Genomic DNA, 19,824 nt, shown 5'->3' with positions numbered 1-19,824 from the left:
CGCCGCCGGCTGCCGGCCGGTATCGGCACCGTGCCGCGCACCGCTCCGCCCGGTACCGCTCCGGGGAGTCTCCTCGCCGCCCGTCCGACGGTCTTCCGCCCTGGACGCCACCGTCTGTCAGCTCCCCTCGTCGCCGGAGTGACCGCCGGACTTCCCGGGGGTGCGCGGGGAGGGATCGCCGGTCTTCCTCGCCGCCGGGGGCGTCGCACCGGATCGGCGCCGGCGGGTGGACGCGGTGGCGGGCTTTGCCGAGGTGCGCTTCGCCGCGCCCGCCCGCGCCGTGCTCCGCCCCCCGGACTTGGGGGCGGTCCCCGTCGCCGCCTTCGCGGCGGAGCCGCCGGACGATCCGGCGGACGCGCTGGGGGAGGGTTTCGAGGTGTCCGCGGCGGGCCGCGGCTCCGCGGAGGGGGCTGCCTCCGCCCCCGTCCCGGCGCGGTCCGGGTCCCCCAGGGGCCGACCGGGCCGCTCCGGGGCACCGGGAGCGCCGAAGGGGGCCGCTCCCACGGTGAGCCGCCGCACGGGCTCGGCAGGGGCCGGCCGTTCCCGGCCGTCGACCAGGACGAGCGCCGCCTGGTAGACGACCGACAGGGCGTACGGCGTCTGGTGGAGCATCCCCCAGAGCTTTGAGGTTTCGTCGATGTCCATCCGGGTCGGTGTGAACCGCACCCGGTCGACGGCCCCGGCGAGATCGCTGCCGGCCAGGTGGGGACGTTCGACGGCCTCCTCGATCAACGCCTTCGGCAGCACCGGCACCTCGTGCAGGGCGCGCACCACGCAGCCGATCAGGCGCTGGCCGACGAGTTCGCTCTCCTCCCCGTAGGCGCTGATGAGGAAGTGCAGGTCGAGGGCTGCCGCCGGGCGCCTCAGCAGGGTCCCGTCGGCGGCCCGGGTCGGCAGGTCGTTGGCGCCGCGGGCGGCGTTGGGGGTGACCTGGTAGAGGAAGACGGTGATGGTCGGGTCGTCCGGGGCCTCGGCGGGCGGGCGCTGGGTCTTGACCGAGACCTGCATGTCGATCTCCGGCCGCAGGCTGTTCTCGATGAGCAGGGCGAGCGCCTGGGTGACGGTCGCGATGGCCAGTGCGTTGCTCATCCCCTCACCCCCTCCCCACCGCCGCCGGACAGGTAGTCCGCCAGGCTCAGCTCCGGCGGGCGGCGCCCGGGCCGCTCCGCTCCGGCCGGGGCCGTGGACGCCCCGCGCGGCGTTGCCCCGGCGCTCACCTCCAGTCGCCCGATCTGGACGTGCACGGTGCGTTCCACACCGGCTGACCGGCGTCGGCCCCCGGCCGCCCGGGCCGCCTCGCGGGCCGCCGAGCCCTCCGGACGGCCGGGCCGCAGCTCCGCGACGGCCTGCGGGGAAGGTCTGATCGGCGGCGGTGCGGCGGCTGCCGCCGGCGGCCGGTCGGCGGCGGCCGGTGGTGCGGCGGCCGGTGGAGTCGCTCGACGGCCGGTCTGCCGGGGCCGGGCACCCGCGGAGCGGGGCGCCGGGCCGCGACGGTCGTCGGTCCGGGGCGGTGGTGCGGCGCGGGCGGGAACGGCGGGACGCTCGGGTTCGGTACCGCGTGGGACCGGTTCGCGGGTGGTGGTGTGGTGTTCGGTGCGGATCTCCCGCTCCCGCCGCGCCCGTTCCGCCGGCTGCGCGGCGGGAGGGGGCGCGGCCTGCCGAGCGGGGCCGGCAGCCGGTGCCTCCTCGGGACCGGGCCGCAGCGACTCGACACGTTCGAACGGCCCGGGCAGACGGGGCCGGACCCGCACCGGAGCGCCCGCCGGCTGTCCGGTGCCACCGGGGTTGCCCACACCGGTCGCCGTGTGGCCCGTCGGCGGGGCGTGCCTGGCCAGCAGCCGGTCGAAGTAGTCAGACATCCGCACACAGCTCCAGGTAGTAGCGGCGCCGCAGCGGGCTGAGCGCCAGGATCTCCGGCTCGCTCCAGCCGTACGCACCGGCGAGCAGATGGACGTCGAGCAGCAGGTCCCGTGCCCAGGCGTCGAGTTCGGTCCACAGGTAGGAGGTGATGTCGAGTTCGGCGGGGGTCGTCTCCCCGCACTCCGGGCAGGCGATCTTGAGCGTCACCTCGGCGGTGGGGTCGGCTCGTTCGGCGGTCTCGGAGATCCGTCGCAGGACCGCTTCCGGTAGTACGCCGGGCAGCCGCTCCACCGGGGCGGGCTCCCCCGCGCGTGCGGCGGAGAGGAGGCAGCGGGCCAGCAGCAGCCGGCGGGCGTCGGGCGCGGAGCTGTCGACCCCTGCCCCGGCGACCGCGTCCAGGTCGGCGACGGTCGGCAGGCGGAACTCGACCGCCCACTCGCCCTCGGTCACCCGCAGCCGCTCATGCCCTCCGGAAGTCCGCCCGGCCCGCTGTCCGGCCAGCTCGTCGGTGCTCAGGTCGAACTCGACGGGCTCACCGCAGGCTCCGCACTCGACCCGCACCTCCATGCGCTCGCCGAAGAGCGTGCGGCGCAGCCCGTAGAGGTCCGCCTCCCGCTCGCCGACCTGCACCGACAGCAGTTCGCCGTCGGCGGCCCCGGGTCGGGCCGCGCGGTGCAGCAGGAGGGCGCGGTCCGCCCCGGGGCGCCCCAGCCCCGCCTCCCAGACGGTGAGCAACTGCGCGGGTCCCGTGTTCGTCATCGGCCGCCCCCACCGCCACTCAGGCCGGGTGGGTGAACGAGGGCTCGACGGGTTCCGGTACCTCGTAGTCGCGCTCCCAGCCCTCGCACTCGAGCTTGAGGCTCTGGATGGCCACGGCGTTGGCGTTGGCGTCCAGTTCCCCCAGCGCCTGGTACTCGCTCACCCAGGTGCGGTAGAGCTTGTGCGAGACCGCGACCTGACCGGCCTCGTTGAGCACCTGGATCACGATGTCCTTGCGGAAGTCCGCGAGCGAGACCTCGGCGCCCAGTCCGGCCCCGACCTGCCACACCTTGTTGGCCCAGCGGTCGAATTCCGGGTCGTGGGTGACCCCGCGTTCGAGGGTGATGCCCTCGAATTCGGAGCGGCCGGGAGACTTGCGGGGCGAGCTCGGGTCGCCGCCGTGCCGGTGTTTGACGACTTCGGTGGTCCGCTTCAACGGGCTGATCTTGCTGATGCCCGCGACCGTGCGCCCTCCCCACAGCACCAAGAACTTGAAGTTCTTGTACGGGTCGAAGCGCTGGGCGTTTACCGTGAATTCAGCCATGGGATTCCTCAACATCGAACTGTCCGGCCATCTGCTGGATCCTGACCACGACGAACTCGGCGGGTTTCACCGGCGCGATTCCGATCAGCACGTTCACCACGCCCTGATCGATGTCCTCGTCGGTGGTGGTGTCCTTGTCGCACTTCACGAAGTACGCCTCGCGCGGTGTGCTGCCCTTGAAGGCGCCCTGCCGGAAGAGCGTGTTCAGATAGGCCGAGGCGTCCAGTCGGATCTGCTGCCACAGCTGCTCGTTGTTGGGCTCGAAGACGACCCACTGCAGGCCGCGGTGGAGGCTCTCCTCGACGTGCAGCGCCAGCCGCCGGACCGGCACGTACTTCCATTCGCTGTTCAGCGCGTCGGCGCCCTGCAGGGTGCGCGCGCCCCAGCTGACCGGGCCGACGACGGGGAAGGTCCGCAGGCAGTTGAGTCCGAGCGGTCCCAGCAGGGCGTTCTCCCGGTCGGTGAGCCGGACGCTCAGCGACCGGACCCCGGCGAGCTTCGCCTCGGTGCCGGCCGGCGCCTTCCACACCCCGCGCTCGGCGTCGGTACGGGCGTAGACCCCGGCGACGGCGCCGGAGGGCGGGAAGGAGCGCAGCCGACCGGTGAGCGGGTCGACCATCTCCAGGTGGGGGAAGTACATCGCCGCGTGGTTGCCGCGCACCGCCTCGAAGGCCCCCAGGCCGGCCCGGGCGCGGTCGACGTTGCCCCAGGCGCCGGGGGCGTCGGCGATCAGGAAGATCCGCCGCTCCCGGCAGAGGGCCTGCGCCGCCGCGAGCACGGTGACCATGTCCTCGGTCGACTCGTAGCCCGCCACCTCCGGCAGCACCAGCAGGTTGACGCCGTCGACGTCGCGGAGCGCCTGCAGGCCGGTCTTGCCGGCCTCCTCGCCGACGATGTCGCGCGGGCCGGGCGGGTCGCCGTCCACACCGCCGTCGAGCCCGAATACCGGTGGGTTGACGGTGCCTTCGAGGCCGAGGTCGTTGGCGCACTCGCCGACGAAGCGGACGACGTCCTCCGGGTCGGTGGAGCCGGCCACCACCTGGAGCCGGCGGCCGAAGGCGATGACCTGGGCGCCGGCGAAGGCCCGCTTGCCCGGCGCGTCGGGCAGGGCGCGCAGCTTGCGCTCCAGCAGGAGCGCGAGTTCGGTGACGGTGGTGGGCGGTTCGCCGTCCCGGTCGGGGTCGTGGAGCCGGAACTCCCGCTCCACATCGCCGATCTTCACCGTCAAGTCGACGGCCAGCTCGGGCAGTTCCCCGGTGAACGGTCTGGAGACCGTGCCCGAGGGGTCGGGACGCCCCTCTCCGACCACGGACGCGCGCACCAGGGAGGAGCCGGAGTTGACCACCGTCTCGACGTGGCGACCGTGGCCGGGGTCCATGGAAAGCTCGGTGAAGGCCTCCCGGGTGCCGCCCCGGGCGTCCATCACCCGGAGGTTGAAGGTCTCGTCCGGCGCACGGGTGTCGTAGTCCACCACCAGGCGGAGTCGGGAGCCCCAGAGGCCGGGCTCCTTGGCGTGCACCGCCAGGACGGGGCAGGCGCTGTGCCCGTCCCGCGATTCCAGCGTGGTGCTGGCCTCCTCGCCGGTGCCGGCCGCCGCGACCCGCACCACGACGGCCACCGTGCCGCCGTTGCCGAAGAACTGGTGCACGGCGTAGGCGACCGCGCTCTGCGAGGTGAGGCCGCCGAAGCGGCGTTCGAAGTCGGCGAAGCTGGTGATCCGCACCGGCCGGTTGAGCGGGCCGCGGCGGGTGTGCCCCACGAACGCGGTGACCGAGGTGCTGACGGCGGAGATGGTGCGGACGCTGCTGGAAAGTTCTTCGATGTATACGCCGGGATAGCCCGTGTGCACCGGCATTCCCCTCCATTCCCATCGAGCACCAAGAGATGATGACGAGAAAGGGGGTGAAGAAATCGTGTACGAGCAGCACAGCGCCCGCACATGCCGTCCGTCCCCCCGTCGCACACGCCACACGTGATCGGTTCGCATGGTCAAGCCAGCGGCTTGCGACTCCTGATGCATGAGTGCCTATGTGAGTGTCACGGCATTCACAAGCACCGGTCAAGGAGAAGAACAAGTCATTCCGGTTATCCGGAATGCAGCGATCCAGGTAATATCATCTACGCGCGAATAAAGGTTTGCTCTGGCCTTTCAAGCACGGAATTCCGCAGGCATCGATTTCGATCAACGGGTGGCCCACCATAAACAAGCCGTATGAGTGAACCTTCCGGCGCGCCCCTTTGCCGGCATCGCTTCCGACAAGGTTTGTCCCGTCGCGACCCCCGGCACGCGCACTCGCCACGTTGGCCGAAAGCCCCGGTGGGGCCCAGCGCGGGTACCACCGGCAGCCGGCCGGCCGCCCACCCCGGAGGCCGCCCCTCGCCCCGATCCGGCCATGGAGTCGAGGCGGCCCTGGTCCGGACGAACGGGTTCCAGCACGCCCACGACACCCCCGGCTCGGCCGACGCGGACCCGCCGGCGCACTTCCCGCTCGGCTACCGGAGCACCGCCCGTGTCGACGTCAGCGGGGACTCCGCCCGTCCCGGCCGATGCCAGCCGGGGGGTTTGCCCGGGGAGACAGGGTGACGCCCGGGAGGATCGGCGCCGGGAGGCGGTCTCCCTCATAGCCCTCGACCCGGCCGAAGCGCTCCGCCGCGCTCTGCCAGTCCTCCCGGGCGCGGACGATCTCCTCGTGGGTGCGCCCGATGAAGTTCCACCACATGATGATCTCCTCCTCGAAGGGAGGTCCGCCCAGCAGCACCAGGCGTGCGGGCTCGCTCGCACCGTTGGCCAGGGTGAGCGCCCCTCGCCCCGGGGCGAGGTAGCCCAGTTCGGCCGGCCGTACCGGTGTGCCGTCGACGCGTACGTCACCGCTGTCGACGAGGACTCCGTGTTCGAAGCCGGGATCGACGTCGAGGACCACGGTGCCACCGGGCGCCACGGCCACCTCGGCGCCCAGTAGGGGCGTGAAGGTGCGGACCGGCGAGGTTTCCCCGGCCAGCGAGCCGAGGAAGACACGGACCTCCCCGCCGTCCAGGGCCACCCGGCCGGGCACATGGTGCCGGAAGTCCGGGGCGGTGTCGCGGTGCTCCGCGGGGAGCACCACCCAGAGCTGAACGCCGTGCAGCACCGTGGTGTCTGGAGTGGACACCTCGGAGTGGCTGATACCGCGGCCACCCGTCATGAGGTTGAGCTCCCCCGGCCGGACGAAGGCGTGACTGCCCAGGCTGTCGCGGTGCTCGATCTCTCCGGTGAACAGCCAGCTGACCGTCTGCAGGCCGATGTGCGGGTGCGGGGCGACGTCCATCCCACCCGTCGCGGCGACATCGTCGGGGCCGTAGTGGTCGGCGAAGCACCAGGCACCGATCATCGTCCGGGCCCGCTGGGGCAGGGTGCGCCGCACCCTCATCGCCCGCGGGCCGCCGAGCGGGACGTTCCGGGCGGTGAGGACCTCCACACCGGCGGCGGGCGCTTCGTCCTCGGCCGAACCGCACCGCAGCTCGGCGGGGTGCGTCTCCGTGTTGCTCACCGCTGTGCCCTCCCACTCGACAAAGGAATGTTTCAATTTCAACATCTATGAGGCCGATGATAGGACCTGCGACCGAGCGACGAAGGATCCCACACTGCGCGGCCGCCCCTGCTCACCGGCGCTCGACACCCGTGCCCCGGCCGCCCACGATCAACGAGGCAGTCGTTGGGCCCACCGCGAGTTGCGGGGCCCGTGGACCGGCCGGACGATGGGCGGACAGACGGACCGCGGGCACGGCGCCGCGCACCATGCGACCGGTCGCCGGAAAGCCGGGTCCGGCCGGCGGCGCCGCGGTCAGAGCAGTCTTCACAAGCGACGTCCACACCGGCGGAACCGGTGGCCCCCTTGCTAGGAGATGCTAGGAGATCTGATGGCGACACCCGGATCCGACGGTGTCCCATCGCGCGCCACCCCGGGGGTCCGCGGAGCCCGCGCCGAACAGCGGGGGAACTCCGATCCCGAGCAGGCCCAGACCGTCATCCGGGCGGACGGGCTGACGAAGGTCTACCCCCGGGCGGACTCCGCCGCCGTGGACGGCGTCGACCTCGAAGTTCGCCAGGGCGAGCTGTTCGGGCTGCTCGGCCCCAACGGCGCGGGGAAGACCACCACGGTCGGGATGCTGACCACCCGGGTGGTGCCCACCTCGGGCTCCGCACGCATCGGCGACATCGACGTGATCGACCAGTCCACCCTGGTCAAGCAGGTCATCTCGGTCGTCACCCAGCAGAACACCCTGGACCGCTCGCTCACCGTCTGGGAGAACCTCTACTTCCACGGGCTCCTGTTCGGGGTGCCGCGCCGCCCCTCCCGGGAGCGGGCCGACGAACTCCTGGAGAAGTTCCGGCTCTCCCGCTGGAAGGACGCCTCGGTCTTCGACCTCTCCGGCGGAATGGCCCAGCGCCTGATGGTGGCCCGCGCGGTCTTCCACCGCCCCGCGGTGCTCTTCCTGGACGAACCGACGGCCGGTCTGGACCCGCAGAGCCGGCTGGCGCTCTGGGAGATGCTCGACCGGCTGACCGCGAGCGGCCAGACCATCCTGCTGACCACCCACAACATGGAGGAGGCCGACCGGCTCTGCGACCGGGTGGCGATCATCGACCACGGCCGGATCCTCGCCCTGGGCACACCCACCACGCTCAAGCAGAGCCTGGGCGCGGACACCATCGTCACGGTCGCGACCAACGGCGACCCGGAGGAACTGGAGCAGCGCCTGCGCCGCGACGTCACCGACGTGGTGCGCACCCGCCAGGTGGACGGGGGCGTCGAGCTCCAGGTCAAGGGGAACAACCGGCTGCTGCCCCGGGTGGTGACCAGCGCCGAGTCGGGCGGCTTCGACCTCGTCGACCTCTCCCTCACCGAGAGCACGCTGGAGACGGTCTTCATCAACCTCACCGGAAAGGAGCTGCGGGAGTGACGACCGCATCAGGGGCCTCGACGCCCAGCGCCGTCCCGCGGGAGCGGCGTACCAGCGTGGTGCCGGCGCGGTCCGCTGCGGCGGCCAGCCGGATCGCGCTGGCCGCCCTCGTCCGCCGGGACCTCACGGTGCTGAAGAAGAACTTCGGCGAGTTCGTCGGGCGCACCCTCATGCAGCCGTTCCTGCTGGTCTTCGTCTTCCTCTACGTCTTCCCCACCATCGGGCAGGGCATCGGCTCCGGCGGCGGCAAGGCCGGGGAGTCGGCGTTCGCCACCGTGCTGGTGCCGGGGGTGGTCTCGGTCGCCATCATGTTCCAGGGGATCCAGTCGGTGGCCATCCAGATGTCCCAGGAGTTCGGCTACACCCGGGAGATCGAGGACCGGGTGCAGGCCCCCTGCCCCATCTGGCTGGTGGCGCTGGCCCGGGTGCTGTCCGGCGCGACCCAGGGCCTGATCTCGGCCGTGATCGTGCTGCCGATCGCCTCCGTGGTGCACGCCTCCGGGGTGGAGCCGAAGCTGAGCATCCACTGGTGGATCGTGGTGACCCTGATCCCGCTGGCCTGCATCGCCATGACCTCGCTGGGCCTGCTGCTCGGCACGACGTTCAACCCCCGCAACATCGGCGTCATGTTCGGGTTCGTGGTACTGCCGATCGTCTTCCTCGGCGGCACCTACTACCAGTGGACCAAGCTCTCCTCCGTGCACATCGGCGGGTTCCACTGGCTCCAGGTGCTCGTCCTGGCCAACCCGCTGATCTACATCAGCGAGGGTATGCGGGCCGGCTTCACCGACCTCTCCCATCTGCCGCTGTACGTCGTCTACCCGGTACTGCTGGCCTTCTGCGTGCTCTTCCTCGGCCTGGGCCTACGGAACTTCCGCCACCGGGTGCGCTCCTGAAGGCTCCGGAGCGGAGTGCGTCGGCCGTCGTCTTCCGCAGCCTTCCCGCCCCGCAGCGATCCCGGGAGGGGGCGGGGCCGGGCCGGGCAGCGGATCGACGGCGACCTCAGGCGGCGAGCTGCCGCACGTTGGCCCGCACCCAGTCGACGACGGCGCTGGTCGGCGTCCCGGGGGTGAAGATCTCGGCCACCCCGAGGTGCTTGAGCGGGGCGATGTCCTCGTCGGGGATGATGCCGCCGCCGAAGACCTTGATGTCCTCGGCCTCCCGTTCCTTCAGGAGTTCCAGCACCGCCGCGAACAGCGTGTTGTGGGCACCGGAGAGGATGGAGAGGCCGACCGCGTCGGCGTCCTCCTGGATCGCGGTGTCGACGATCTGCTCGGGAGTCTGGTGGAGGCCGGTGTAGATGACCTCCATGCCGGCGTCGCGCAGCGCCCGGGCGATGACCTTGACCCCGCGGTCATGGCCGTCGAGCCCCGGCTTGGCCACCACGACGCGGATCGGACCCGACACACCCATCACTGCCTCCATGTACGACTGCCGCCACCGGTCTGGGGCCCCGCGCCGCCGGAGGCGGCCAAGGGCGGTGAACGAACGTTATCTCCCTCCTTCCGCACCCGGCAGATACCCGGTGCCACAGAGGGGGAAATCACACGGGGCGGCGGTGGCCCACCACGGCCGCCGACACCTGACGGGCCTCTCCTCGGAAGACGCGCGAGGCGGACGGTACGTCGGGACACGGCAGCGGCCCCGCCGGTCCCGCGCGGGTTCCGCGGCGGAAAGCGCACCGCACTGTGGAGAGAGCACGGTGTCCCTGGAAGCGCGCGGCGTCAGCGACGGAGAGGCGTTACATATCCGGAGGCGTTCGGACGCTTCGGACAGTGAGGCGGCGCGCCGCGACCGTCACCGCGCGTCGATGGGGGCCACGACAACAACCCACACCTTCGAACACCGATCGAACGCAAAGTCAAACCCTCGTCCGCACTCCGCCGATAGGCAGCCAAATGCCCGTTCTCGGCGGGCGGTAAAACGAGCCGTAGATTGTCGGCCGCGTGTACCGCCGGGTACAGTCGCCGCTAATTCTCCTGCTGTCGAGGCGAAAGAGAAGTTGGTGGTGAACGACCGTCATCCGTCCGGGACCCCCACCCCGGCGGACCCCGCTACTGACGCCTCATACGGTCAGCATTCCCAGTACGGCGGCCAGTACGCCGGCTATGACGTGTACGGCGGCTACGGGGCCTACGACCAGCAGACGGCGCCATACGGTCACCAGGACCACGGCGGCTACTCCGCCGGCGGCTACGAGACCAGCGGTTACGACAACCTGGCCACCGCCTACGGAGTCGGCGATCCGCTCTTCGGCCAGATGCCCGCCGGAACCGGCACCGACCACCTCGGCCAGGGCTACGACACCACCGGCTACGGCACCGCGGGCTACGGCACGCTCGGGCAAGGCATGGACGGCCAGCAGCCCACCACCGGGTGGGGCACGGGCTTCGACCCCTTGGGCGGCCAGGACTTCCCGCAGCCGGCCCATGAGGTCGCCGGCTACGTCCAGCACGGCTACGGCACAGGGGCACAGGACACCGGCGGATACGACCAGACGCTGTGGGCCGGGGCCGAGCAGCAGGCCTGGCTGGGCTACCCGGAGCAGGCCGGAGCGGACCAGACCGGTCAGTGGGACACCACCGGCTGGGGGACGGCGGATCCGTACGGCACCGCCCAGAGCCCGTACGAGGGCTCCGACTGGCAGACGGCGGGGCAGTACGAGGCCACGGGAGCCGAACACACCCACGCCGGGTTCGACGCCACGGCTCAGTACGGCGGCAGCGGGTTCGAAAGCACCGCGCAGTACGACACCACCGCGCAGTACGACACCACCGAGTGGGCCACGCCCACCGGCCGATCCGCCCGGCAGGACCCGGCGGCCGAACCGGATCCCACGGCCGTCTTCGAGGCACAGCCCGAGATGGCCGCCCCCAGCGGCTCCGCCGAGGGATTCGAGCCGGAGCCCGGGGCCGTACCCGGCCCCGACGCGGAAACCGGCTACCGCACCGGCTACGGAGCCGAGTTCATCCCGCCTCAGCAGAGCCACGGCCTGGACCATGCCCCGGACAGCGGCCGTCACGAGGGAGCCGAAGAAGACGATCCGGAAGCGGCGTACCAGGACCACGAGTCCGCCGAGCGGCGGAACTCCGCCGCCGCCTACTTCGCCAACCCCTCCTCCGACCTCGCTGACAGCGATGGCACCGAGCCGTCCTCGACCCTCTCGCACTCCGTCGTCTCCCCCCGCGGCGCCGGCCGTGGCAGGCGCCGCTCCCCCGCCAAGCGCTCAGCGCTCCTCACCGTCGCCGTGCCGTCCGTCGCCGTGATGGGTGTGGCGGGCATCGCGGCCGCCTCCGTGAGCGGAGCCGGCAACGAGAAGGACGACTCGAGCAAGGTACAGGCCACCGCTGACAACGCCGCCGAGGTGAAGGCCGCCAACAGCAGGCTGGACACCCAGCTGGCAACGGTCGCCGAGGACGCCGGTGACTTCGGAGAGCGGGCCAGCCGGGCGCAGAAGCGCATCGACCTGAGGGAGCGGCAGGCGGAGGAACGGAAGCGCAAGGCTGCCGAGGCCGCCCGCAAGGAGGCGCTCCGCCCGAAGTTCTGGCTCCCGGTCGCCCAGCACGGACTGAGCGCCACCTACGGGCAGGCCGGCGTCAACTGGATGTCCGTGCACACCGGGATCGACTTCCCGGTCAACTACGGCACCCAGGTGATGGCCGCCACCGACGGCACCGTCCGCACCCAGTACCACCCGTCCTACGGCAACATGGCCATCGTCACCTCTCCGGACGGTACCGAGACCTGGTACTGCCATCTCAGCAGCACCAAGATCCGGTCCGGTTCGGTGAAGGCCGGCGACGTCATCGCCTACTCGGGGAGTTCCGGCAACTCCACCGGTCCGCACCTGCACTTCGAGGTGCACCCCGGCGGCGGCGCCGCCATCGACCCGCTGGCCTGGCTCCGCAGCCACGGCCTGGAACCGACCTGAGGCCACCGCCCGCCGCGGCACCGCGCGGCGGGCATCGCCACCTCTGCTCGGACACCGGCCTGGCGCGGATCCCTCAGAGCTTCTCCACCGGCGCGTAGCGGAGCAGCAGCACCTTGGGCTTCTCACCGCCGAAGTCGATCGTCGCCTTGGCGTTCTGGCCGCCGCCGCTGACCGAGACCACGGTGCCGAGCCCGAACTGGTCGTGGGTGACCCGGTCTCCGGGCAGCAGGCTCACCACCGGCCGTTCCTGGGCCTTGCGGGTCGCGAACCCGCTCGGCCCGGCCTTGGAGCGGCTGGTGGACAGCGCGGCGGAGGTCGTTCCCCAACCGCCCGCCGCCGGTCCGGTCTGGCCGGTTCGGCGCCAGTCCACGTAAGCGTCCGGGATCTCCTCCAGGAAACGCGAGGGCGGGTTGTACGAGGGCTGTCCCCAGGCGCTGCGCAGGGAGGCACGGGTGAGGTAGAGCCGCTCCCGGGCGCGGGTGATGCCGACGTACGCCAGCCGCCGCTCCTCCTCCAGCTCCTTGGTCTGCCCCAGGGCGCGCTGGTGCGGGAAGACGCCGTCCTCCATGCCGGTCAGGAAGACCACCGGGAACTCCAGCCCCTTGGCGGTGTGCAGGGTCATCAGGGTGATGACGCCCGGGTCGTCCTCGCCTCCGGCGTCCTCGGGGATCTGGTCGGAGTCGGCGACCAGCGCAACCTGTTCCAGGAAGTCGGCGAGGGTGCCCGGTTCGTCCTCGCCGCGGTCCTGCTCGTACTCGAGCGCCACCGCCGCCAGTTCCTGGAGGTTCTCCACCCGGGTCTCGTCCTGCGGGTCGTCGGAGGACTGCAGCTCGGCGAGGTAGCCGGTGCGCTCCAGCACCGCCTCCAGCACGGTCGCCGGGCCGGCCCCCGACTCCACCACCGTCCGCAACTCCTCCATCAGCGCGTTGAACCGCTTGACCGCGTTGGCCGAGCGCGCCGCCATGCCGTAGGCCTCGTCGACCCGGCGCAGCGCCTGCGGGAAGGTGATCTTCTCCCGCTGGGAGAGCGCGTCCAGCATCGCCTCCGCCCGCTCTCCGATACCGCGCTTGGGCACGTTGAGGATGCGGCGCAGCGGCACACTGTCCTCGGGGTTGGACAGGACGCGCAGGTAGGCCAGGACGTCCCGGACCTCCCTGCGCTCGTAGAAGCGCACCCCGCCGACGACCTTGTACGGCAGTCCGACGCGGATGAAGACCTCTTCGAAGACCCGGGACTGCGCGTTGGTCCGGTAGAAGACGGCGATGTCCCCGGCGCGGGCCTGCCCTGCGTCGCCCAGCCGGTCGATCTCCTCGGCGACGAACTGCGCCTCGTCGTGTTCGGTGTCGGCCACGTAGCCGGTGATCGTGGAACCGGCGCCGGCCTCCGTCCACAGGTTCTTCGGCCGGCGGTTCTCGTTCCGCTCGATGACGGCGTTGGCGGCGCTGAGGATCGTCTGGGTGGAGCGGTAGTTCTGCTCCAGCAGGATGGTGGTGGCGTCCGGGTAGTCCTCCTCGAACTGGAGGATGTTGCGGATGGTGGCGCCGCGGAAGGCGTAGATCGACTGGTCGGCGTCGCCGACCACGCACAGCTCGGCCCGCTCCTCGCCCGCTCCCACCAGCTCCCTGACCAGCGTGTACTGGGCGTGGTTGGTGTCCTGGTACTCGTCGACCAGGACGTGCCGGAAGCGCCGGCGGTAGTGCTGGGCGATGTCCGGGAAGGCCTGGAGCAGGTTGACGGTGGTCATGATGATGTCGTCGAAGTCCAGGGCGTTGGCCTCGCGCAGCCGGGACTGGTACATCGAGTAGGCCTCGGCGAGGGTCCGGTCGAACCCGCCGCCGGCCTCGGAGCCGCCCGCGGCGGCCTGCGCGGCGAAGGTCTCCTCGTCGATCAGCTCGTTCTTGAGGTTCGACACCTTCGCGGTGAAGGACTTCGGCGGGAAGCGCTTGGGGTCCAGGTCGAGATCGCGGCAGACCAGCGCCATCAGCCGCTTGGAGTCGGCCGCGTCGTAGATGGAGAAGCTGGAGGTGAAGCCGAGGTGCTTGCTCTCCCGCCGCAGGATCCGGACGCAGGCGCTGTGGAAGGTCGAGACCCACATGGCCCCGGCGCGGGGGCCGACCAGCTCCTCGACCCGCTCCTTCATCTCCCCGGCCGCCTTGTTGGTGAAGGTGATCGCCAGGACCGAGCCGGGGTGCACCCCGCGGGCGCCGAGCAGGTGGGCGATCCGGTGGGTGAGCACCCGGGTCTTGCCCGAACCGGCGCCGGCGACGATGAGCAGCGGGGAGCCGGTGTGCACGACCGCGGCCCGCTGCCGGTCGTTCAACCCCTCCAGCAGCGCGGCGGGGTCGATCACGGGCCGGGGGGCGCCGTCCCGGTAGTACGCCTCGTAGGGGGCGGAGCCGTCGAAGCGGCCCTCGAAGAGGTCGTCGGGGACCTCCTCCGGACCGTGCTCCTCCGGGGGCGGCGGCTCGTCCGCAGGCCCGAGGTCCGCCAGGAAACCGTCATCGAAAAGGCTGCTCATCGCCCACCGAGTCTAACGACCCGGTGCCGGTGCCCGGCAGGCGCTCCACGGAGCCGTCGGCGTCCGCCGGGCGGCGGTGGCGCGACCTGGGCTCAGGTCCAGAGCAGGGCGATGAAGATGTTGGCGACGGTGAGCAGGCCCACCGCGCCGAAGGCGGCCTTGTCGACCCGCTCCTCGTCCCGCTTGACGTAGACCAGGGCCAGGATCACCACCAGCACCGCCAACTTCACGCCGATCTTGACGTGGTTCACCGTCCGGCCGTCGGCCTCGTCCAGGCCCACCAGAGCCACCCCGGTGACCAGCATGGTCAGCGCACCGTGCAGCATCGCCGGGACGAACCGGGCCGTCCCCGCGGCCAGCGCCTTCAGCTGGGTGAGGAAGCCGCCGAGCAGCGCCGCGATACCGATGATGTGCAGGGCCACGAAGACATGGATGAGTACGTCCATGCCCGTGACCCTAGCCCGTGCCTCCCGCCCCGTTCCGGGCAGGTGCGCCCCCGCCCGGCCGGGCTCAGACCAGCCGGCGCGCGGTCGCCCAGCGGGTCAGCTCGTGCCGGTTGGACAGCTGGAGCTTTCGCAGCACCGCCGAGACATGGCTCTCCACCGTCTTCACCGAGATGAACAGCTGCTTGGCGATCTCCTTGTAGGCGTAGCCGCGCGCGATCAGGCGGAGCACCTCGCGCTCCCGCTGGGTCAGCCGGTCCAGGTCCTCGTCGACCGGCGGGGCGTCGGTGGAGGCGAAGGCGTCGAGCACGAAACCGGCGAGCCGGGGGGAGAACACCGCGTCGCCCTCCTTGACCCGGAAGACCGCGTCCACCAGGTCGGAGCCGGTGATGGTCTTGGTCACGTAGCCCCGGGCACCTCCGCGGATGACGCCGATGACGTCCTCCGCCGCGTCCGAGACGGACAGCGCCAGGAACCGCACCGGCTGGTCGCCGGTCATCAGTGAGGCGCAGCGGCGCAGCACCTCAACCCCGCCGCCCCCGGGCAGGTGGACGTCGAGCAGGACGACCTCCGGTCGGGTGGCGGTGATGACGGTCACGGCCTGGTCCACGTCGGCGGCCTCGCCGACGACCCGCACCCCGGTGCTCTCGGTCTGGCCGATCTCCGCCTGCACCCCGGTGCGGAACATGCGGTGGTCGTCCACGAGCACCACCCGCGCCCGGCGGCCGCCGGCGGCCGTCTCGTCCTGGCTCGGGTCCTGCCTGCCCTCGGTCATCGCCTGTCCGTCCCTCGTCTCCACCCGGCCGCCACCGGTTCGGTGGCCGCCGTCCTCCGGCGGGCCGCTCTGGCGCCCGCTCGGCGTCTCCGTGCTCCCGGTCAGGGCGCGGCACTCCCGGCACGCTCCATCTCCAGCTCCACCTCGGTGCCGCCGCCGGGCGCCGGGCGGATCCGGGCCGTGCCGCCGTGGCGCCGCATCCTTCCGATGATGGACTCCCGGACGCCCATCCGGTCCTCGGGCACCGCCTCCGGGTCGAAACCGGGGCCCCGGTCCCGTATGGACACGAAGGCCGTACCCCCGTCGACTTCGGCGAAGACCTGCACCGCGCCGCCCCCGCCACCGTACTTGGCGGCGTTGACCATCGCCTCGCGCGCTGCCTGGACCTGCGCCACCAGCCTCTCGTCGAGCTGGCAGTCGCCCACGCAGACCACCTCGACCGGCACCCCGTGGGCGTCCTCCACCTCCGCCACGGTGGCCTTCACCGCCTCGGCGAAGGTCTCGGGCTGCTCGTCCTCGTCCTTGCCCCGGCCCTCCGGGCGGTACAGCCAGGTGCGCAACTCCCGCTCCTGCGCCCGAGCCAGCCGCGCCACCTCCCGGGCGTCGTCGGCGTTCCGCTGGATCAGGGTCAGGGTGTGCAGCACCGAGTCGTGGACGTGCGCCGCGACCTCGGCTCGTTCCTGCGCCCGGATGCGCATCAGCCGTTCCTCGGAGAGGTCCTGGATCATCCGTACCAGGTAGGGGCCGGCCAGCAGCGCGATCCCCACCACCACCGCGAGCGAGGCCTGGAGCACGGTGCCCAGGTGCTGCAGCGAGCCCTGGAGCACCACGATGCCGCTCACCCCGGCGCAGACCAGCACCACACCGGCCGCGGTGCGCGCCACCGGCAGCACCCGCTTGCTCCGGCTCACCTGGGCCCAGTGCGCCCTGCGGGTGTTGTCCGCCTGCCGCCAGACCAGCGCCACACCGGCACCGATCAGCAGCGCCGGCCAGAGGTAGGCGTGGGTGCGGCGGCTGCCGAGTTCGAGGTTGTCGACGAACACCGCCGTGCCCACGACCAGCGCCAGCAGCGCCACCAGTTGGCCTTGGTCCGGCTTGCGGGCCAGGAGTCGGCGGCGCCCGTCGGCACCGGTCTCGGCCGGCGGTTCGGGCGCGGCCCGGCGGGCGTCGACACCGCCGACCCCCAGCGGCACCACGAACCAGAAGGCGGCGTACAGCAACGCCCCCAGCCCCTCGACCATGAACAACGCCACGAACATGATCCGCACCCAGGAGACCGGCAGCCCCAGATGCCCGGCGAGGCCGCGGGCGACCCCGCCCAGGAGCCTGCCCTCGGCGCTCCGGTACAGCCGGCGGCCCGGGGACTCCTGAGGAGGCTCGGGCACGGCGGAGCGGGGCGTGCCGGCGCGGGGCGGGGCGGCGGTCATACCCCGATCGTCACATGGCCGCGGGGTCGGAGGCATCAGGGTCGCCCCTGATCGTTCCCCGGGCCTTCCCGGGGCGGGGCCGCGGGTATCAGGGAGATCTCAGGGACGGTCCAGGGTCGGCCCCCGGTGCTTTCTCCGCGCCGGTACCCGCACCATGGATCCATGACCGAGCAGCAGTCCGTTCCGGGCGCGACGGCACCGCCCACCGCGGCGGCCGACGACCCCGAGCCAGCCCTCCCTCCGCTGCGGCGCAGCCGGCACAACAAGGTGCTCTCCGGCGTCTGCGGTGGGCTGGGCCGGCAGTACGACGTCGATCCGGTGGTCTTCCGGGTGGCGCTCACCGTGCTGGCGATCGCGGGCGGCACCGGGCTGATCGGCTACGGCTTCGCCTGGCTGCTGATCCCGCTCGACGGCGAGGACGAGAACGAGGGGCGCCGGCTGCTGTCCGGCCGGGTGGAGGGCCAGGGGCTGACCGCCCTGGTGTTCGCCCTCGTGGGCTGCGGCCTGCTGCTGTCCATGCTCAACAACGGCTCCGTCATCGCGTTCGCGCTGATGCTGTCGGCGGCCCTCGCCGGCGCGGCCTACTGGTCGCGCGAGCGCAGGCACGGGGAGCGGGATGGGGCGGCGGTGAACGCGGCGACGGCCCAGGCGGTCGCGGACGCGCCGCCGGAGGCCACGGCGCCGCCCGTGCCCGGCACGCCCTCCTGGTGGCGCGACCCGCCGACGAAGGGCGACGGCGGGCCGGCCGGGGCCGGCTGGGCCGCGGGAGGCGGCGGCTACCTCTGGGGGCCGGACGACGGCCCGCCCCCTCCCTCGCGTCCCGGGGACGACTGGTCCGCCCCGGAGCAGTCCCCGCTCTGGCCGGCCCGCCGGCGCGGCGGCTGGATCGGCGGCTGGACCTTCCTCTGCGCGGTGTTCACGGCGGTGGCCGCCGCCCTCCTGATCGGGCCCGGCCACCCGCTGGGCACCACCGCGCAGATCAGCCTCGGCTGCGCGCTGGCCGTCTTCGGATTGGGGCTGGTGCTCAGTTCCTGGATCGGGCGGGCCGGCGGGGGGACCGTCATCGCCGCACTGGTGACCTGCGCGCTGCTGGCCGGCGCGGCCGTGCTGCCGAAGAGCATCACCGCCGAGTGGGTGCAGCGGGACTGGAAGCCGGTGCAGGCGTCCACCCTGCGACCGGAGTACCAGCTGGGCACCGGTGACGGCATGCTGGACCTCAGCGGGCTCAGGTTGACCGAGCGGCAGGAGGTGTCCACCCGGGCGAGTGTGGGGGCGGGCAGGCTCCGGGTGGTGGTGCCCGCCGACGCGACCGTCGAACTCAGCGTCTCCGTGGGCCTCGGCGAGGCGCGGCTGCCGGGCGAGAACCGGCCTGGTGAGCACCGCTTCGTCCCCGGTCTGCACCGGGAGGAGAAGCTCGCACCGGCCGGCGGCCGATCCTCCGGAGGCACCGTCGTTCTGGAGCTGGAGATCGGTGTCGGCCAGTTGGAGGTGGATCGTGGGACGTCATGACTTCGAGCCGGCCAAACTGCTCGCCGGCCTGGTGCTGCTCGCGGCCGGCATCGCCTACGTGCTGGACGGGTTGGGCGAGGTGGACCTGCCGGGTGCGCTGCCGCTTGCGATGGTCCCGCCGGCGCTCTGCCTGGCGGGACTCGTCGGGGCGGTGACGTACGGCGCCCGGCGCCGCTCGGCCCGGCGCGGCGCCGGTCCCGGTCGCCCGGGCCAGCGTCCCTGAGGCCGGAGCCGTCCGGAGCCGGCGGGGTCGCGACCGGTCTCCGCCGCGCTCAGGGGCGCGGGCGCCTGAACCAGGCCACGCCTCCTTCCTGGAGCAGCAGGATGATCAGGAGGACGCCGGCGGCCAGTTGCACGACGGATGCCATGGTGGTGGTCGCGCCGGCGAAGCTGGCGGTGAGGCCGAGGGTGAAGGTGCCCACCACAGCGAGCCAGGCACCGTAGACGACGGTGCCGACGCGGAGCGCGTTGCCGCCGTTGCCGAACCGGGCGGCCAGCACGAGCGCGAGCACGGCGTAGACGACGTTCCAGACCATGCCGGCTTGGGCGAGCGCCGCCTGCGCCGCAGCCTTTCGCGCCGCCTCGTGGCCGGCAGGGGTCAGCCACCTCGCCGAGGACTCCCCGTAGGCGTCGAAAGCGCGCAGGGTCGCCTCGGCCTGAACGAGCGCGGCCAGGCCCAGGACGATCAGCAGACCCGACAGCAGGTACAGGAGGATCCGGGCCGTCCTGACCGGCTGCGGCATGTGCGGGGAGGCGTTGGGGCTCGGCGGCTGCGGCACGTGTCGGAAGACGGCCGGCGTCTGAGGTGGGGGACAACTCGGCGGGTTGTGACTCGGCCGGGGCGGCATGGCCGGGAAGGCCGGTTCCGGCTGCGGGCCGGGAAGCTCGCTCCGCTCGGACTCCGGACGGGATGTTCCGTTCATGAGGGTGTTCTCCTTCGGTCTTGGATCGACGGGCCGGTGTCGATCCCCGCGGGACGGGTTGCCGGTCGAACCGGTGCGGGGTGGGCCGGTGCGGGGTGGGCCGGTGCGGGGTGGGCCGGTGCGGGGTGGGCCGGTGCGGGGTGGGCCGGTGCGGGGTGGGCCGGTGCGGGGTGGGCCGGTGCGGGGTGGGCCGG

Annotated in this window: 17 protein-coding genes; 5 read left to right on the top strand and 12 right to left on the bottom strand. The window is 72.4% G+C overall.

Features of this window, described 5'->3' with window-relative positions; genetic code table 11:
* Positions 1-117 precede the first annotated feature (117 nt).
* The 6 genes from BGP73_RS13520 to BGP73_RS13495 all read right to left on the bottom strand — a co-directional run bounded on the left by BGP73_RS13520 (position 118) and on the right by BGP73_RS13495 (position 6,690).
* Entirely contained in the window at positions 118-1,089 is a 972-nt protein-coding gene (locus tag BGP73_RS13520) for a DUF4255 domain-containing protein (RefSeq protein WP_069814579.1), read from the bottom strand.
* Positions 1,086-1,859 carry a hypothetical protein gene (locus BGP73_RS13515; RefSeq protein WP_069814578.1) on the bottom strand — a complete coding sequence of 258 codons (774 nt, stop codon included), beginning with the start codon at positions 1,857-1,859 and terminating at the stop codon, positions 1,086-1,088. Before BGP73_RS13515 ends, BGP73_RS13520 begins: the two co-directional genes overlap by 4 nt.
* Entirely contained in the window at positions 1,852-2,619 is a 768-nt protein-coding gene (locus tag BGP73_RS13510; RefSeq protein WP_069814577.1) for a hypothetical protein, read from the bottom strand. Before BGP73_RS13510 ends, BGP73_RS13515 begins: the two co-directional genes overlap by 8 nt.
* A 19-nt stretch (positions 2,620-2,638) precedes the next feature.
* Positions 2,639-3,163: a phage tail protein gene (locus tag BGP73_RS13505; RefSeq protein ID WP_069814576.1), complete on the bottom strand. Its 525-nt coding sequence runs from the start codon at positions 3,161-3,163 to the stop codon at positions 2,639-2,641.
* The gene (locus BGP73_RS13500) at positions 3,156-5,018 is read right to left on the bottom strand and encodes a phage tail sheath family protein (protein WP_069814575.1); all 1,863 of its coding nucleotides are present in this window, start codon (positions 5,016-5,018) and stop codon (positions 3,156-3,158) included. Before BGP73_RS13500 ends, BGP73_RS13505 begins: the two co-directional genes overlap by 8 nt.
* 664 nt (positions 5,019-5,682) lie before the next feature.
* Positions 5,683-6,690, bottom strand: a complete 1,008-nt coding sequence (locus BGP73_RS13495; protein ID WP_069814574.1) for a pirin family protein — start codon at positions 6,688-6,690, stop codon at positions 5,683-5,685.
* Between the two features lie 370 nt (positions 6,691-7,060).
* Between BGP73_RS13495 and BGP73_RS13490 the strand changes: the two genes are divergently transcribed.
* Both BGP73_RS13490 and BGP73_RS13485 read left to right on the top strand, forming a co-directional pair.
* On the top strand, positions 7,061-8,104 hold the full coding sequence (locus tag BGP73_RS13490) for an ABC transporter ATP-binding protein (protein ID WP_079127497.1): 1,044 nt from the start codon (positions 7,061-7,063) through the stop codon (positions 8,102-8,104).
* Positions 8,101-9,000, top strand: a complete 900-nt coding sequence (locus BGP73_RS13485; RefSeq protein ID WP_079127496.1) for an ABC transporter permease — start codon at positions 8,101-8,103, stop codon at positions 8,998-9,000. The genes BGP73_RS13490 and BGP73_RS13485 overlap by 4 nt, the downstream gene beginning before the upstream one ends.
* A 106-nt stretch (positions 9,001-9,106) precedes the next feature.
* Here the strand turns inward: BGP73_RS13485 and BGP73_RS13480 are convergent, their stop codons facing one another.
* Positions 9,107-9,517, bottom strand: coding sequence for a cobalamin B12-binding domain-containing protein (locus BGP73_RS13480; RefSeq protein WP_069814573.1), 411 nt, complete (start codon positions 9,515-9,517; stop codon positions 9,107-9,109).
* Between the two features lie 595 nt (positions 9,518-10,112).
* On the opposite strand from BGP73_RS13480, the gene BGP73_RS13475 reads away from it, so the two are divergent.
* Positions 10,113-12,035 (top strand): M23 family metallopeptidase, encoded by a 1,923-nt coding sequence (locus tag BGP73_RS13475; protein WP_069814572.1) that lies wholly within the window; start codon positions 10,113-10,115, stop codon positions 12,033-12,035.
* Between the two features lie 73 nt (positions 12,036-12,108).
* Here BGP73_RS13475 and pcrA read toward each other — a convergent pair whose 3' ends face one another.
* From pcrA to BGP73_RS13455, 4 genes are all read right to left on the bottom strand, one after another.
* Positions 12,109-14,553 carry a DNA helicase PcrA gene (gene pcrA, locus BGP73_RS13470; protein ID WP_069814571.1) on the bottom strand — a complete coding sequence of 815 codons (2,445 nt, stop codon included), beginning with the start codon at positions 14,551-14,553 and terminating at the stop codon, positions 12,109-12,111.
* Between the two features lie 92 nt (positions 14,554-14,645).
* Positions 14,646-14,999, bottom strand: coding sequence for a hypothetical protein (locus tag BGP73_RS13465; protein ID WP_069814570.1), 354 nt, complete (start codon positions 14,997-14,999; stop codon positions 14,646-14,648).
* Positions 15,000-15,063: 64 nt separating this feature from the next.
* Positions 15,064-15,771, bottom strand: coding sequence for a LuxR C-terminal-related transcriptional regulator (locus BGP73_RS13460; RefSeq protein ID WP_069814569.1), 708 nt, complete (start codon positions 15,769-15,771; stop codon positions 15,064-15,066).
* 101 nt (positions 15,772-15,872) lie between these two features.
* On the bottom strand, positions 15,873-17,198 hold the full coding sequence (locus BGP73_RS13455) for an ATP-binding protein (protein WP_069814568.1): 1,326 nt from the start codon (positions 17,196-17,198) through the stop codon (positions 15,873-15,875).
* Between the two features lie 162 nt (positions 17,199-17,360).
* Between BGP73_RS13455 and BGP73_RS13450 the strand changes: the two genes are divergently transcribed.
* Together BGP73_RS13450 and BGP73_RS13445 are read left to right on the top strand one after the other, a co-directional pair.
* Positions 17,361-18,707, top strand: a complete 1,347-nt coding sequence (locus BGP73_RS13450; protein ID WP_069814567.1) for a PspC domain-containing protein — start codon at positions 17,361-17,363, stop codon at positions 18,705-18,707.
* Positions 18,694-18,930, top strand: a complete 237-nt coding sequence (locus BGP73_RS13445) for a hypothetical protein (RefSeq protein WP_069814566.1) — start codon at positions 18,694-18,696, stop codon at positions 18,928-18,930. Before BGP73_RS13450 ends, BGP73_RS13445 begins: the two co-directional genes overlap by 14 nt.
* 49 nt (positions 18,931-18,979) lie before the next feature.
* On the opposite strand, the gene BGP73_RS13440 is transcribed toward BGP73_RS13445, so the two are convergent.
* On the bottom strand, positions 18,980-19,630 hold the full coding sequence (locus tag BGP73_RS13440) for a hypothetical protein (protein WP_139134557.1): 651 nt from the start codon (positions 19,628-19,630) through the stop codon (positions 18,980-18,982).
* Positions 19,631-19,824 lie beyond the last annotated feature (194 nt).

Source organism: Streptomyces sp. TP-A0874, assembly GCF_001748085.1.
Classification (GTDB): Bacteria; Actinomycetota; Actinomycetes; order Streptomycetales; family Streptomycetaceae; genus Streptomyces.
This window is presented reverse-complemented; position numbering and strand designations above follow the sequence as displayed.

Bases quoted from the DNA above. Each gene is read 5' to 3' on its own strand.
- BGP73_RS13520 (WP_069814579.1), bottom strand. From the start codon at position 1,089: ATGAGCAACGCACTGGCCATCGCGACCGTCACCCAGGCGCTCGCCCTG.
- BGP73_RS13515 (WP_069814578.1), bottom strand. From the start codon at position 1,859: ATGTCTGACTACTTCGACCGGCTGCTGGCCAGGCACGCCCCGCCGACG.
- BGP73_RS13510 (WP_069814577.1), bottom strand. From the start codon at position 2,619: ATGACGAACACGGGACCCGCGCAGTTGCTCACCGTCTGGGAGGCGGGG.
- BGP73_RS13505 (WP_069814576.1), bottom strand. From the start codon at position 3,163: ATGGCTGAATTCACGGTAAACGCCCAGCGCTTCGACCCGTACAAGAAC.
- BGP73_RS13500 (WP_069814575.1), bottom strand. From the start codon at position 5,018: ATGCCGGTGCACACGGGCTATCCCGGCGTATACATCGAAGAACTTTCC.
- BGP73_RS13490 (WP_079127497.1), top strand. From the start codon at position 7,061: ATGGCGACACCCGGATCCGACGGTGTCCCATCGCGCGCCACCCCGGGG.
- BGP73_RS13480 (WP_069814573.1), bottom strand. From the start codon at position 9,517: ATGGGTGTGTCGGGTCCGATCCGCGTCGTGGTGGCCAAGCCGGGGCTC.
- pcrA (WP_069814571.1), bottom strand. From the start codon at position 14,553: ATGAGCAGCCTTTTCGATGACGGTTTCCTGGCGGACCTCGGGCCTGCG.
- BGP73_RS13465 (WP_069814570.1), bottom strand. From the start codon at position 14,999: ATGGACGTACTCATCCATGTCTTCGTGGCCCTGCACATCATCGGTATC.
- BGP73_RS13460 (WP_069814569.1), bottom strand. From the start codon at position 15,771: ATGACCGAGGGCAGGCAGGACCCGAGCCAGGACGAGACGGCCGCCGGC.
- BGP73_RS13455 (WP_069814568.1), bottom strand. From the start codon at position 17,198: ATGACCGCCGCCCCGCCCCGCGCCGGCACGCCCCGCTCCGCCGTGCCC.
- BGP73_RS13450 (WP_069814567.1), top strand. From the start codon at position 17,361: ATGACCGAGCAGCAGTCCGTTCCGGGCGCGACGGCACCGCCCACCGCG.
- BGP73_RS13440 (WP_139134557.1), bottom strand. From the start codon at position 19,630: ATGAACGGAACATCCCGTCCGGAGTCCGAGCGGAGCGAGCTTCCCGGC.